This window comes from Mesonia sp. HuA40 (genome assembly GCF_008017835.1).
GTDB lineage: Bacteria > Bacteroidota > Bacteroidia > Flavobacteriales > Flavobacteriaceae > Mesonia.
Genome location: NZ_VRLT01000024.1, coordinates 141,542 through 156,466 on the forward strand (window position 1 = coordinate 141,542; position 14,925 = coordinate 156,466).

9 protein-coding genes and 1 pseudogene are annotated in these 14,925 nt (G+C 36.1%); 3 read left to right on the top strand and 7 right to left on the bottom strand.

Annotated elements, in window-relative coordinates; translation table 11 throughout:
* Positions 1 to 76 precede the first annotated feature (76 nt).
* Positions 77 to 1,240 (bottom strand): dicarboxylate/amino acid:cation symporter, encoded by a 1,164-nt coding sequence (locus tag FT993_RS03815; protein ID WP_222708298.1) that lies wholly within the window; start codon positions 1,238 to 1,240, stop codon positions 77 to 79.
* 80 nt (positions 1,241 to 1,320) lie between these two features.
* Here FT993_RS03815 and FT993_RS03820 point away from each other — a divergent pair, with 80 nt between their 5' ends.
* Positions 1,321 to 1,887, top strand: coding sequence for a GNAT family N-acetyltransferase (locus FT993_RS03820; protein ID WP_147861215.1), 567 nt, complete (start codon positions 1,321 to 1,323; stop codon positions 1,885 to 1,887).
* Here FT993_RS03820 and FT993_RS03825 read toward each other — a convergent pair.
* Both FT993_RS03825 and FT993_RS03830 read right to left on the bottom strand, forming a co-directional pair.
* Entirely contained in the window at positions 1,884 to 2,483 is a 600-nt protein-coding gene (locus FT993_RS03825) for a transferase hexapeptide repeat family protein (protein WP_147861216.1), read from the bottom strand. The genes FT993_RS03820 and FT993_RS03825 overlap by 4 nt on opposite strands.
* A gap of 207 nt (positions 2,484 to 2,690) precedes the next feature.
* Positions 2,691 to 3,440 (bottom strand): enoyl-CoA hydratase/isomerase family protein, encoded by a 750-nt coding sequence (locus FT993_RS03830; protein WP_147861217.1) that lies wholly within the window; start codon positions 3,438 to 3,440, stop codon positions 2,691 to 2,693.
* 191 nt (positions 3,441 to 3,631) lie between these two features.
* Here FT993_RS03830 and FT993_RS03835 point away from each other — a divergent pair, with 191 nt between their 5' ends.
* Positions 3,632 to 5,770: a S46 family peptidase gene (locus FT993_RS03835; protein WP_147861218.1), complete on the top strand. Its 2,139-nt coding sequence runs from the start codon at positions 3,632 to 3,634 to the stop codon at positions 5,768 to 5,770.
* A 74-nt stretch (positions 5,771 to 5,844) separates the two neighbouring features.
* On the opposite strand, the gene FT993_RS03840 is transcribed toward FT993_RS03835, so the two are convergent.
* The 4 genes from FT993_RS03840 to FT993_RS03855 all read right to left on the bottom strand — a co-directional run bounded on the left by FT993_RS03840 (position 5,845) and on the right by FT993_RS03855 (position 11,352).
* Positions 5,845 to 6,279: a hypothetical protein gene (locus tag FT993_RS03840; protein ID WP_147861219.1), complete on the bottom strand. Its 435-nt coding sequence runs from the start codon at positions 6,277 to 6,279 to the stop codon at positions 5,845 to 5,847.
* 180 nt (positions 6,280 to 6,459) lie between these two features.
* The gene (locus tag FT993_RS03845) at positions 6,460 to 7,368 is read right to left on the bottom strand and encodes a type II CAAX prenyl endopeptidase Rce1 family protein (RefSeq protein ID WP_147861220.1); all 909 of its coding nucleotides are present in this window, start codon (positions 7,366 to 7,368) and stop codon (positions 6,460 to 6,462) included.
* Between the two features lie 114 nt (positions 7,369 to 7,482).
* Positions 7,483 to 10,020 carry a phenylacetic acid degradation bifunctional protein PaaZ gene (gene paaZ / locus FT993_RS03850; protein WP_147861221.1) on the bottom strand — a complete coding sequence of 846 codons (2,538 nt, stop codon included), beginning with the start codon at positions 10,018 to 10,020 and terminating at the stop codon, positions 7,483 to 7,485.
* Between the two features lie 126 nt (positions 10,021 to 10,146).
* Entirely contained in the window at positions 10,147 to 11,352 is a 1,206-nt protein-coding gene (locus FT993_RS03855) for an acetyl-CoA C-acyltransferase (RefSeq protein WP_147861222.1), read from the bottom strand.
* 157 nt (positions 11,353 to 11,509) lie between these two features.
* Between FT993_RS03855 and FT993_RS03860 the strand changes: the two are divergent.
* Positions 11,510 to 14,925: pseudogene (locus FT993_RS03860) on the top strand (hypothetical protein); the annotation flags it as partial.

The following is a 14,925-nucleotide window of genomic DNA, read 5'->3' on the forward strand; positions in this document are numbered from 1 at the left end:
AGACAAAAAATGACCTAACAAAAATAACCCCCGAAAAATTTTCGGGGGTTATTTTTGTTTTAAGCTTAAATCAAATTTAAGATTTCTTCAGTATTTTATCAACTACCATAGCTATAGCGCCGTCTCCCGTAATGTTTGCTGCGGTACCAAAGCTATCCATAGCTATATATAGCGCAATCATAAGCGCTTGGGCCTCTGCATCAAAGCCAAGCATGGTTTGCAAAATACCTATTGCTGCCATAATTGCCCCACCAGGCACGCCTGGTGCCGCCACCATTGCAATTCCCAACATCATTATAAAACCTGCAAACATCCCAAAATTAAAACCTAAGCCTTGCATAAGCATTAATGCAATGGCGCAAGCAACAATTTTCATGGTACTCCCCGCCAAATGAATAGTTGCCCCTAAGGGAATTACGAAATTGGCAATCTTAGCCGACACTCCGTTTTTCTCTGTTTGCTTCAAAGTTATGGGAATAGTTGCTGCAGAAGATTGTGTTCCTAAAGCGGTAAAGTAAGCCGGCATCATATTTAACAGTGCCTTTATAGGGTTCTTTTGGGTGAATAAACCAGCGATTACATATTGCACCAGCATAAGCAAAATGTGTAATACAAATATCACCCCTATTATTTTCACAAAAACGTCTAAAACTGAAGCAACCTGCCCCTTGTAAGCTATAGCTGAAAAAATACTTAAAATAAATAATGGCAGTAGAGGAACAATGACTTTCTCAATAAGCATCATAATAATTTTCTGAAAATCTACAGTAATCCGCTTTAAGCTTGAATTTTCCAGTGGTGCCAATCCTAAACCTATTAGAAAGGCTAAGACCAAAGCTGTCATCACATCAAGAACTGGCGGAATTCCTATGCTAAAATATGGAATGAGCTCTACGGCATTTTCTTTAAGCGTATTTAAATTCTGTGGTTCGATAATGGTTGGAAAAACATTTGAAACTACAAAATAGGTAGAAAAACCTGAAAATAAGGTAGAACCATAGGCCAAAGCGGCTGTTGTTAAAAGTAATTTTCCGGCTCCCTTACCCAAATCCGCAATAGCGGGCATGATTAACCCTAAAATAATTAAGGGAATAGCAAAACCCAAAAACTCACTAAACAGTTGTTTAAAGGTTTCAAGACCTCGATTGACCCATTCGGGTAAAAACAAACCAATTAATAAACCTAAAATAATAGCTATTACAACTTTAAAAAGTAGACTATTGAGTATTCTTTTTATCATGGTTAACAATTTACAAACAATTTGAAGTACGCAAATATATTACCTTAGCGACTTTTAACACCCCGTCTAGAATTATAATTATGTCTCTAACAATAAAAAAGGCCACACCAAATCTTTATTCAGCTTCTTCTGGCTTGATTTTACAAGCCATGGATGAACTTATTTATTATTATTTAGGGAAAGAAGATAATGGAGAGGCTAAAAAATTTTTAAGTCGAGAATTTCAAAAAGAAGATAGCTTGTACAGCTACCGCAACACATTTTTGGCATTTTTAGGTGATAAAGTGGTTGGTGCTTTAATCGCATATGATGGTGCAAAACACAAAGACTGGCAAAAAAAATTAGTCAACACCCTCGCAATAGATTACAATTTTAACAACACGCTAACCCCTGAAACTCAAGCCGGACATTTTTATTTAGATGCCATTAGTGTAGACCCTGATTACCGCGGTCAAAAAATTGGAAGTAAACTTATTAAATATGCCGAATCTTATGCTCGAGATTATTCTTTTAAACATCTTGGACTTTTGGTTGATTTAGCAAACCCAAAGGCAAAAAGATTGTATGAGCGTCTTGGTTTTGAATTAGACCATTTATTACAATTAGGCGAGCACGAGTATTACTATTTAAAAAAGGATTTGCGCTAATTTCTTTTTTTCATTTCTTGAAGGGTTTCGTAGAAATTTTCTTGAATCGGCCTGTTTTCAGGAACTTCTCTTAAAGGCTCAACGATCTCTAAACTTTCATGACAATCTGCAGGCAGCCTCTGATACAATTTTGTGCCAGCAGTTTTCCAGGCAATCATATCATCAGAAACCGTTTTGAGTATTTTAGCAGGATTTCCTACTATTAAGCTACGTTTTGGTATTTTGGTTTCAGCTTTGACAAATGCCATTGCGCCAACAATACATTCATCTCCAATTTCTGCATCATCCATGATAACGGAATTCATTCCGATAAGGCAATTCTCACCCAAATTAGCTCCGTGGATAATGGCTCCGTGGCCCACATGGGCTCCTTTTTTTAATCGAATACTTTTACCGGGAAACATATGCACGGTACAATTTTCTTGTACATTTACGCCGTCTTCTAAAATAATTTCGCCCCAGTCGCCCCGAATGGCGGCACCCGGACCTATATAGCAATTTTTACCAATAATCACATTACCTGTTACCGCAGCTTGCGGGTGCACAAAACTGCTTTCATCTACTACCGGAGTAAATCCTTTAAATTTGTATATCATATTTAGTTGTTATTAGACTAAGTCCTTACTTTCACCTATCTTTTATTTTTTATATTTAACATATTGTCTGTATTTCTACAGAGTTACTTCCGTAAAGGTTAAATAAATCTTTTGCAAAAAGCCTTCTCTTACCGCTATATGGCAGCGAAGGCTTTCATAAAAGTTAGGTGCTTTCGCGGTGCTAAACTTTAAAACTGGTGAAAGCTATTATTTGTACTTCTCTAATTTTTGTTTTGTAAAATCTGATAAGACTAAACGACCGCTAATTTTTGCCCGTTCATTTAATAATTGATCCCAATCTTCTGTACCTCTCCAGAACATTTGTTTCATTTCTTTCACCGCTTCTGGATTATAATTACATAGGTTTTTAGCAAACGCCATAACCGCCTCATCTAATTCTTGGGTAGAATCAAACACTTGGGTAAATAATCCTTTCTGCTTGGCCCATCCGGGGGAATAAAAAGAGTTCGCATCAATGGCTATTTGAGACATGCCACTTAATCCCAATTTTCGTTCTACTGCCGGACCTACCACAAATGGCCCTATACCTATATTCAACTCGCTTAATTTTATCGCTGCATATTTAGTTGCCATGCAATAATCCATAGCTGCTGCCAGTCCAACACCACCGCCTACAGTTTTTCCTTGTACACGACCAATGATAAATTTAGGGCATTTACGCATAGCATTAATTACATTTGCAAAACCCATAAAGAATTTCTCCCCCTCGTTTTCATCGGCGATGCTAATTAATTCTGTAAAACTCGCTCCAGCACAAAAGGTACGGTCGCCGCCAGATTTAATTACAATAACTAAAACTTCGTCATTTTTCCCAGCTTGGGTTATACTACTTGCTAATTGAGATAAGATATCTCCAGGTAAACTATTATGTGCCGGATGAAAAAACTCAATAGTGGCAACTTGGTCTTGTATATTAGTCTTTACGTATGCTTCCATTTTTAAATTTTTATATTGTTTCAAAAATAAGCATTTCAAAATTCTTGACTAAATACAAATCAGAAAATGAAAAAAAAGTTCGAGAATTAAACTTTTTAATGTACCAATAGTCATACTAAGCATAAACCAGTATCTTTACCAACTTGTAAAAATAAGTTTACTAATTTTTAATTTTAATATACATTGATTTCATGAAAAAACTGATTTTATGTTTACTGCTTACCACTTTCATTCTACCTATGCGGGCTAATGAAGGGATGTGGTTTTTAATGCATATTGAGCGTTTAAACTACGTTGATATGCAAAAAATGGGACTACAATTAACCCCAGAAGAGATTTATAGCATCAACAACAATAGCTTAAAAGATGCCATTGTACAGTTTGGAGGCGGTTGTACTGCCGAAATTATTTCTGATCAAGGTTTAGTGCTTACCAATCACCACTGTGGTTACGGTAATATTGCCGAGCTTTCAACAGAAGAAAATGATTACCTCAACAACGGGTTTTGGGCTAAAACCTTTAAAGAGGAGTTAAAGCCTGCCAATCTTTCGGTAAGATTCTTTGTAAGAATGGATGACGTGACCGAGCGTATGCTAGGGCAGGTTAATGAAAATATGAGTGAAGATGAGCGCGAGGCAGCTCTTAATAAAGAAATGGCTAAAATTCAGCAAGAAAATAACGAAGGTGGTAAATACACCGTGTCGGTTAAATCTTTTTATAGTGGTAATGAATATTACTATTTTGTTTACCAAGATTACAATGATGTAAGATTAGTAGGTACTCCTCCTAAAAGCATTGGTAAATTTGGAGGCGACACCGATAACTGGGAATGGCCAAGACATACTGGCGATTTTGCTTTATTTCGCGTATACGCCGACCAAGACGGAAACCCTGCCGAGTATTCTGAGGATAACGTGCCATTAAAACCTAAATATCACTTACCTACTAGCCTAAAAGGATTTGAGGAAAATGACTTTGCTATGATTTTGGGTTACCCCGGAAGAACAAATCGTTGGAAACCGGCTGCAGGAATTGAACAAAATGTAGAGTATGCTTATCCTGCTTGGGTAGAAGCTTCAAAAACATCTATGGATGTTATGAAGAAATACATGGATAAAAAACAACAGGTAAATTTAGATTATGCCTCTGCCTATGCCGGTATTGCCAATTATTGGAAAAACAGGCAAGGAATGATCGATGCTTTAAAAAAGCACAAAACCGCCAAAAGTAAACGTAAAGCCGAGAAAAAGTTCCAGAAATGGGCCAATAAGCAAGCTACAAATAAGTATAAGGATGTGATGCCTACTATTAACGCTTACTATGAGCGTACTAATAAAGCTAGCGAACACGATAATTATTTGATGCTATTGTTAAGAACAAGAATAGCTACTTTACCTTATCGACTAGGTAGAACTATGGAATACTTTAGCTCACAAAACGAAGCGAAGCAAGCCGAATTAAAACCGAGATTAGAAGCCGAAATCGAAAATTTATATGATGGTCTTTACTTACCATTAGAAAAAGATGTTTTAGCAACTCAATTGCACCTTTACAGCCAGAAAGCTAGTGATATTGCACCAATGGCAAAAGATTTAGACGCTAAGCATAGTAGTATAGCCGATTGGAAAGCCTATGTAGATGGAATTACTAATGAGAGTATTTTTAGATCTCAAGAAGCTTTTACAGCTTTTATGAATAACCCTGATGCAGATATGTTGGCTCAAGATGAATTGTATCAATTATCAACTGCCCTATTGAACCGCTACCGCGCAAAAAGCGATGAAGAGAAGGCTTGGGAAGATAAGTACCAGAAGGCTTATCGCTTAATGATCCAAGGTATGCGTAAGCAAAACCCAGATAAAAAATACTATCCAGATGCCAATAGTACTCTGCGTTTAACTTATGGTAAGGTAATCGCTTTACCTAAAGACAAAACCAACGATGCTAAGAAAAACTACTACACCACCTTACAAGGTACCGTGGCTAAGTATCAGCCTGGTGACGAAGAATTTGATATGCCCAAAAAACTTATCGAGTTATATGAGAAAAAAGACTTTGGACAGTATGCTGATAAAGATGGATACCTTCCCGTTAATTTCCTAACCGATAATGACATTACTGGTGGAAACTCTGGTTCTCCCGTACTAAATGGTAATGGTGAATTAATTGGTCTTGCATTTGACGGTAATATCGAAGCTATGGCCGGTGATGTAATTTTTGATGATAAATTACAACGTACTATAAGTGTAGATATTCGCTATGTACTATTTTTAATAGACAAATATGCAGGAGCAACTCATTTGATAGATGAATTAACTTTAGTTAAGTAATTTAATCTTTCAATCACAAAAATAAAAAAGCCGCTATGTAAAAATAGCGGCTTTTTTCGTGCTTAATTTTTGGTTTACCATAAACCAAATTGTTCAAAATGATGATTAATATGCTTACGCTCTAGTAGTTCCCATTCAAACTTTGATGGTTCTCCAAAAACAGCATTTTTGGTGGTTGCATTTGGGTTTTCTCTAAAGAATTGCAAATAAGCCTTCCTAGCCTCAAGCAACTGCTTTTTAGCTGTATCTAAATTTTCATGCTTCAAGTCGGCTAATTTATCTTTTGGCAACAACGGGAAACCATAGTTTTTAGGCATTGGCTGATAATTCCATAGCGTTTCTCGCACTTTTTCAATATACTCTAATGGTGTTACAATTTCAAAATCTTGTATTTGTCCTGCAGCGATACGGTAACTCATTTCTAAATGCTCCAGCATATGCTGGGGAGTCATCATACCCCAAGCAGCGGGAGTATCTTCTTTTAATTTTGCCAAGATATCCCTAGGCAAACTGTTATGCGCTGGGTGAAAAACGCTATTGTAGTAGCTATTTAATCTTGTATACTTTGTTTTACGTAGGGTTGTGTCATATCTATTTTATATGTAAGAAATGATTAATAAATTATAATCAATAATATCAATACTTATAACAATAACAATCTTTACTTAACTACAAAGAACTAACTAATACTATTTTTCAATCAATAAAGAGTCTTGAATTAAAAATTTTAAAATCTGATTATTATTTAAGCCTTCTTTAAAACGAATATTAAAATCATACCTACCACTATTAGCTTTATATAAATTTAAGATAGAATCTGAATTGATAAATTTTATCTTGAGTAAACTTTCAACTTTCGCTGATTTAAGATACCAGGTACTATCATTCTTGAAATCATATTTTTCATCCTGAAAATTTGGAGCCTCATTATATTCAACATTGATATATTCATTTTCATAGTATAACAACTCTGTTTCTTCTACACTATTTAGAGGATTATCAAAATATAATGCTATGACCATCAAAAAAGTATTCCAAAATATGTGTAAAAATATAGCATAAATTAATTTGTAATTCACGACTAACCATAGAGCCAAAAGGTGTCCTCCAAATCTAGAAGCTAAAGAAATTGGGGTAAAAACATTTAAATCATAAAAGTTAACGTGTATAACAGAAAAAAGTAATGCATTTGTTATAATCATATGGATTGTATAACTATTGTTTTTTCTAGCATTATTAAGATAGGTGAAAATATAAAATAATAATAGTAAAGCTAAACTATAAACACTTCTATTGAAATACATTGTAAATCCAAATAAGCCTAGATAACTTATCCATTTATAGGTTTTATTCTTTAAAAATGCTCCATCAAATATTATTTCTTCATAAATGGGCGCAATTAGTGCCGTCCAAAAAAGTGACACTATAAACTTTTCTTTTGATCCAAAGAAAAAAGAATCATCTGTTTCTGAATTAATATATTGTTCTATTGAATCTGAAAAAAAAAAGAACAAAACAATCAATAAAAAAAATGGAACTAGTTTTAAAACTAGCCCCATGTAAAAAATAATATTAAACTTGTTTTTATTTAGCAACATAATATTAAAAATTTTTCTTCATATCATAATTATTAATTACCAATTAGAGTATATAGTTAGCTAAACACAGGGACAAATAAAAAAAACTATTATAAAAATCCTAATTGTTAAATTTCAAAATAATTTAAACTGTTCAAAATGGTGGTTTAGGTGTTTACGCTCTAACAACTCCCACTCGTATTTAGTAAGTTCACCAAACACAGCATTTTTATTAGTGGCTTTAGGGTTTTTCTTAAAAAAATCGATATACGCTTTCCTAGCCTCTTTCATTTTTTCTTTCGCTTCCGTTAAACTAGCGTGTTTTAAAGTGGGGAGTTCTCCTTCCTTGTATAACGGGAAGTTATAATTTTTAGGCATTTTTTTGTAATTCCACAACGTAGCACGAGTATCGTCTAAGTACTTTTCTGGTGTAGCGATTTCAAAATCTTGAATTTCTCCAGAGGCAATACGGTAACTAGTTTCTAAATGCTCTACCATGTGTTGCGGTCTCATTTCTCCCCACACAGGTTGAGTATCTTCATTTAGTTTCGCTAAAGCGGAATCAATAACTTCCTCGGTAATCTCCGTAAAGGTAGTTTGCTTCTTTTGCACCATAGTTAAAATAGTCGCGATACAAACTAAGGCTTCCTTTTCTTCGGCTTCCGTTTCTGGGATTTTACCATCGGTTACGTTGGTATCAAAAACCTCTACAAACCACTTTACAATTCCGCTGGGCAGTTCTTTACCTTTTTGATCTCGATCTACTTTTTCTTTACACGTTAACCTCACATGAATAGTATCATTATGATAAAGCGGACGTAAGAATCTTATTTCTTCTAAACCATAATTTGCTGCTACTGGTCCTTTATTAGGATACACAAATAATCCCGCTGCTGCGGAAATAATAAAATAACCGTGTGCCGTTCTCTGTTCAAAAATACTGCCGTCTAAAGAAGTTATATCGGTATGGGCATAAAAATGATCCCAAGTAAGATTACCAAAATTAACGATATCGGTATCGGTAAGGGTTCTATTATGTGTCTTTAAAGACATCCCTGGCTTGATATCTTCCCAATGGTATGCAAACGGATGCTTCTCGGCCTCTTTGTACTTTGCCTTTGGTTGATAAATTCCTGTAATCTCTGTTAAAGTAGTTGGCGAACCTTGAATGGCACAACGCTGCATATAATGCTTAATACCGCGCTTACCACCCATTTCTTCACCACCTCCAGCTCTACCGGGTCCACCATGAACTAGCATAGGCAAGGGCGAACCGTGCCCCGTGCTTTGTTTTGCACTTTCACGGTTAATAACCAATATTCTCCCATGATGGGTCGCCGCTTTTACTGTATAGTCACGCGCTACTTGGTCATCATTAGTCGCGATAGAACTTACCAATGAACCCTTACCCATTTTTGAAAGCGTAATGGCTTCGTCTAAATTCTTGTACGGCATAATAGTGCTAACCGGGCCAAAGGCTTCTGTATCGTGCACGGCTAAGTTTTGCAATGGTTTATCTTCTCTTAAAAGAATAGGCGACATAAAAGCTCCTCTTTTAGCATCGGCACCTATAGTTTCAATATGCTCTAAATCTCCATAAACCAATGAAGCTGTCTGACTTAAATCTTGAACGCGTTCGCGCACCTCTTGCACTTGATCTTTACTCACTAAAGCTCCCATACGAACTTCTTTAAGTCTTGGGTCTCCTATGGTTACTTTACTCAGCGCTTTACCCAAGGCAATTTGAACATCTTCAACCAGTTTCTCTGGCACAATAACGCGGCGTATAGCCGTACACTTTTGTCCGCATTTCACCGTCATTTCATTACGCACCTCCTTGATAAACAAATCAAATTCAGGTGTTCCTGGCACTGAATCTTCTCCTAAAATAGAAGCATTTAAAGAATCTGCTTCCATATTAAAAGGAACTGATTCTTGCAATAAACGCTTATGAGATTTTAGCATTCTACCGGTATCGGCAGAACCTGTAAAAGTAACCACATCTTGCGATTCTACGGTATCTAAAATAGATCGGGCAGAACCCGATATAAGCTGCAGCGAACCTTCTGGTAAAATACCTGACTGAATAATTTCGCGCACCACAGCCTCGGTTAAAAATGCGGTATTAGTTGCCGGTTTTACCACAGCAGGCATACCGGCCATCCAGTTTACGGCGCATTTTTCTAACATTCCCCAAACAGGAAAATTAAATGCATTAATATGAACCGCTACCCCCTCTTTAGGCACTAAAATATGATGCGCCATAAAACGGCCACCTCTTGATAAATCTATAGGATTTCCTTCGACATCGAATGCTTGGTTCGGAAAAACTTTTCGCAAAGAAGCATTGGCAAATAAATTACCAAATCCACCTTCTATATCTATCCAACTATCTATTTTAGTTGCTCCGGTTTTATAACTGATTTCATAAAATTGTTTTTTCTTTTTTGTAAGATGTAGGGCTAGCTTCTTTAGCATATTTCCTCGCTCTTGAAAAGTCATTCTACGCAAAGTATCACCTTGTTTTCTTCCGTATTGTAAAACCTTTTCAAAATCAAAACCGCTGGTATCACTAAGCGCAATGGTTTCACCCGAAACGGCATCAACCATTGGCACTCCTTCACCAGAACCGGCCACCCATTTCCCTTCTATATAACTTTCTAATTTTTGCATATCAATCTTTTTTCTCTCCTTTACGGATTGCAATCCGAAAAGATATTAAATATATTATACTATTATAAAGCCTTATTTTTTAAGTTTTTTATTAATTAAATTTAGGCCTTTGATCCGCGTTTAACGCTAACTTACATTTTCGATAACCGCTGCGTATCCCTGTCCTACACCTACACACATAGTTACTAAGGCATATTTTTTACCGGTTAATTGAAGCTCTAAAGCTGCCGAATAGGCCAATCTGGCTCCCGTAACCCCAAGTGGATGCCCCAAAGCTATAGCACCTCCATTTGGATTAATTCTTGGGTCGTTATCTTTTAACCCCCAAGCACGTATGCAAGCTAGTGCTTGAGCGGCAAAAGCTTCATTTAATTCAATCACATCAATATCATCCATGGTGAGGCCTGCTTTCTCAAGTGCTTTATTTGAAGCCTGAACCGGACCAATACCCATGATTCTAGGTTCTACTCCGACAACTGCCGAACTTAAAATTTTAGCCATTGGCTTTAAACTATATTGCTCTACGGCTTTGCTCGATGCAATGATAGTTGCTGCAGCACCGTCATTAAGACCAGATGAGTTACCTGCGGTAACGCTTCCTTCTTTTCGAAAGGCAGGTCTAAGCTTAGCTAAAATTTCTTTTGTGGTGGTAGGTTTTACAAACTCATCTTGATTAAATAAAATAGGTTCTTTTTTACGACGCGGAATCTCTACCGTAACGATTTCTTTAGCTAAACGTCCGTTTTTTTGAGCTTCGGTAGCCTTCATTTGGCTCCAATAGGCAAACGCATCTTGATCTTCACGTGCAATTTTGTACTTATCAACTAAGTTTTCGGCGGTAAGCCCCATCCCATCTGTGCCGTACATTTCATGTAATTTCGGATTTACAAACCGCCAGCCGAAACTAGTGTCATACATTTTAGCATCATTTCCAAAAGCACTAGAAGGTTTGGCTATAGCATAGGGACCCCGAGTCATATGCTCTACGCCACCGGCTATAAAAATATCTCCATCATTGGTATGAATGGCTCGATGGGCATGAATAATTGCTGACAAACCACTACTACATAAACGATTTACTGTTTCACCTGGAACGCTATAAGGTAATTCTGCCAATAAGGCGCACATTCTCGCTACGTTTCTATTATCTTCTCCTGCTTGATTAGCACAACCTAAAATAACATCGGCGTAAGCTTCTTTTGGGATATTTGGATTGCGACGAACCACCTCTTTAATGACTAAAGCACCTAAATCGTCTGTACGTACAGGCGAAAGTGCTCCTTTATAATTTCCTATAGGGGTTCTTATTCCATCTATTATATAACTGCTCATAGGTTTATTTTTAATTAAAGTTCTAAAAATAAATAAAACTTAGGAATACCATAACTTTTGCCCTTAGTTTCTTTTTTAGATAAAATAAATAACTAGAATAGACCAGCCAAGTAAGAAAATTAAGGTAAATTTGTTTTTAATTGCATATACTTTATAAGTGAAAGAACTTAGCCATATTTCTTCTAAAATTACTTTGCTTTTATTATTCTGGGGAAGTTTAATACTACACGCTCAAACGGTAGCTATACCCGATGTAAATTTTGAACAATTTTTAATTGCACAAGGTATTGACACTAATGGACAAAATGGCAATATATTAACCAGTGATGCACAAGCTATAACCACTCTAGATATTACTGTTAGTACCGTAACCGACTTGACAGGTATAAATGCTTTCTCTAATTTAACACAATTAGATGTTGGGGACAACGCTATCTCTAATATAAATCTCACAGCATTAATGCAGCTAGAGCAATTAACCATAGATGGAAATAGCGCATTAACTTCTATAGATTTATCTCAAAACACTCTATTAGAAAGTTTAGTACTTAAATCTCCTAATTTTGGCTCAGCTATGCCTTTAACTGCCCTAGATTTAAGTTCTAATAATAATTTGTTAGATGTAGAAATGTATCGAGTTGGTAATTTGAGTAATCTTGTTTTGCCATCCAATCCTATATTGCTCACCAATTTTAAAATAATAAATCATGACAACACTGCTCTAAATTTTGCAAATTTTGACAGTTTAGAAAACTTACATATTCAAGGTGGGGCCAACGGGTTAAATATTACTCTACCCAATATTCAAACCAATTTAAAAGAAATTTACATAAGCAGCATAGGAATAAATAATGTAGATGTTTCGGCTTACAGCAATTTAGAGAAGTTAAGCTTATTCAATGTTTACCTACAAACGCTTAGCTTACCAAGTACAAATACCTTTACCCAATTAACAATTTGGCATCATAATTTTATCGCACCTCTTGATTTAAGCAGTGTGCCTAATTTAATAGATTTAGATATAAGATTTAACCAAAGCGCGCCCTTAATTATCAATCTTGTAGGTAACCCAAATCTTGAGAATGTTTGGCTTACTCATAATGACCTAAATGCCATAGATTTTACCCATAATACATTATTGAAAAACTTACGCATTTATGATAACAATTTGAGTGTATTAGATGTTACGCAAAATAACCTGCTCGAACGTTTAGATGCCAACAACAATCAAATTCCTGCTATAGATTTAAGTCAGAATCAAGTGTTACACTATTTAAACTTAAGTAATAATCTATTACCAACAATAGACTTAACCTCTAATATAGAATTAACCAGTATTAACCTAAGCCACAATTTATTTACCACAACTGGTACAGATTTAACTCAAAATATTGATTTAAGCAGCTTAAATTTTTCACATAACCAAATTTCTAGTTTAGATATCACACAGAATTCCGAGTTGAGATATTTAGTACTTTCACATAATTTATTTACATCAAATAGCATTTTGTATGATTTTGAAAACATACGTGCAAGTAACGGTGATATTCTTGGAGGTAAATTAGATGTAAGTTTTAACCAAATCAGTGGCAGCATCCCTGATTTTGCTTCGTTAATACATACTGGTGCTGGTGGTCAAAATGATTATACCCGTTATTTTGAACTTAATTTCAATAACAATAATTTTGAATTTGGAGATTTTGAAAATCAACACGCTGCTTATCTGAACTTTACCACGTTAACTAGTCCCCCTCCTTTCAACACTGTGGTTATGCGTGAATATCATTATGCCCCTCAGGCAAAAGTGAATACTATTCTAAATCCCAACATTAATGCTGGTGATGATATTACCTTAAGCACAATTGTTAGTGGCGCACAAAACCATTATCAGTGGTTTAAGGATGGAAATCCAATTCTTGGCGCTCCAGACTCACCCTATTATACCATTTATGATGCCACCGGATGTGATGCAGGCGTATATCATTGTGAAGTCACTAGCGATTTGGTTCCATTTGAAAACGCAAATCCACCAGGCACCAATAACCGAAATTTACTTTTGATAAGAAATGATATTACTTTAAGTGTGAATACTTCCGAAAGTTGTGTTAGCCTTTCTTATCCGCTTGACGGAGCGATTAACGTGCCGGTTAACGGAAATATTATTTGGAATGATAATCCCAGCGCTTGTGGATATTTTCTTACTGCAGGAACAACTTCTGGAGGTAGTAATATTTATAATAATATTGACGTAGGGGACGTCAATAGTTATCCCTGGCCTACCAATTTACCAGCAAATACAACTATCTACATTACTTTAACTCCTTATTTTGAAAGCGGGAATATTTTAAATTGTACAGAAGAGAGTTTTACCACTAATACAGATATTGTTCTCCCCAATTGTACTAACTTAAAGCAGCCTTTAAATGCTGCAACTAATGTATCGATTAATAGCTCTATAATTTGGGATCCAGCATTAAACGCGTCGGGTTATTTACTCAGTTTAGGTACAAACCCTGGAGGAACTTCTATTCTCAATAATCAAGATGTGGGGAATGTAACTAGTTTTACACCCACAAATCCGCTTCCTAGCAATACCACAATTTACGTGAGTATAACACCCTACAATTCGGCAGGAAATGCTAGTGCTTGCACAGAAGAAAGTTTTACTACAGAAACCATTGTTGTAGTTCCTAGTTGTACTAGCTTATCGAATCCGCTCAATGCTGCCACCAATGTTTCGGTGAATACTGCAATCGATTGGAATGCGATTACTGAGGCCGATGGTTATTTACTCAGTCTAGGTACAAACCCTGGTGGAACTTCTATTCTCAATAATCAAGATGTGGGGAATGTAACTAGTTTTTCTCCTGCAAATCCGCTACCGAGCAATACCACAATTTACGTGAGTATAACACCCTACAATTCGGCAGGAAATGCTAGTGCTTGCGCAGAAGAAAGTTTTACTACAGAAACCATTGTTGTAGTTCCTAATTGTACTAGCTTATCGAATCCGCTTAATACAGCCACCAATGTTTCGGTGAATACTGCAATCGATTGGAATGCGATTACTGAGGCCGATGGTTATTTACTCAGTCTAGGTACAAACCCTGGTGGAACTTCTATTCTCAATAATCAAGATGTGGGGAATGTAACTAGTTTTACACCCACAAATCCGCTACCAAGCAATACCACAATTTACGTGAGTATAACACCCTACAATTCGGCAGGAAATGCTAGTGCTTGCACAGAAGAAAGTTTTACTACAGAAACCATTGTTGTAGTTCCTAATTGTACTAGCTTATCGAATCCGCTCAATGCTGCCACCAATGTTTCGGTGAATACTGCAATCGATTGGAATGCGATTACTGAGGCCGATGGTTATTTACTCAGTTTAGGTACAAACCCTGGAGGAACTTCTATTCTCAATAATCAAGATGTAGGGAATGTAACTAGTTTTACACCTGCAAATCCGCTTCCTAGCAATACCACAATTTACGTGAGTATAACACCCTACAATTCGGCAGGAAATGCTAGTGCTTGCGCAGAAGAAAGTTTTACTACAGAAACCATTGT

What these genes read in the sequence shown, in the direction of transcription:
- FT993_RS03825 (WP_147861216.1), bottom strand. Translation starts at nt 2,483, where the DNA reads ATGATATACAAATTTAAAGGATTTACTCCGGTAGTAGATGAAAGCAGT.
- FT993_RS03845 (WP_147861220.1), bottom strand. Translation starts at nt 7,368, where the DNA reads ATGTTGCTAAATAAAAACAAGTTTAATATTATTTTTTACATGGGGCTA.
- paaZ (WP_147861221.1), bottom strand. Translation starts at nt 10,020, where the DNA reads ATGCAAAAATTAGAAAGTTATATAGAAGGGAAATGGGTGGCCGGTTCT.
- FT993_RS03820 (WP_147861215.1), top strand. Translation starts at nt 1,321, where the DNA reads ATGTCTCTAACAATAAAAAAGGCCACACCAAATCTTTATTCAGCTTCT.
- FT993_RS03855 (WP_147861222.1), bottom strand. Translation starts at nt 11,352, where the DNA reads ATGAGCAGTTATATAATAGATGGAATAAGAACCCCTATAGGAAATTAT.
- FT993_RS03835 (WP_147861218.1), top strand. Translation starts at nt 3,632, where the DNA reads ATGAAAAAACTGATTTTATGTTTACTGCTTACCACTTTCATTCTACCT.
- FT993_RS03830 (WP_147861217.1), bottom strand. Translation starts at nt 3,440, where the DNA reads ATGGAAGCATACGTAAAGACTAATATACAAGACCAAGTTGCCACTATT.
- FT993_RS03815 (WP_222708298.1), bottom strand. Translation starts at nt 1,240, where the DNA reads ATGATAAAAAGAATACTCAATAGTCTACTTTTTAAAGTTGTAATAGCT.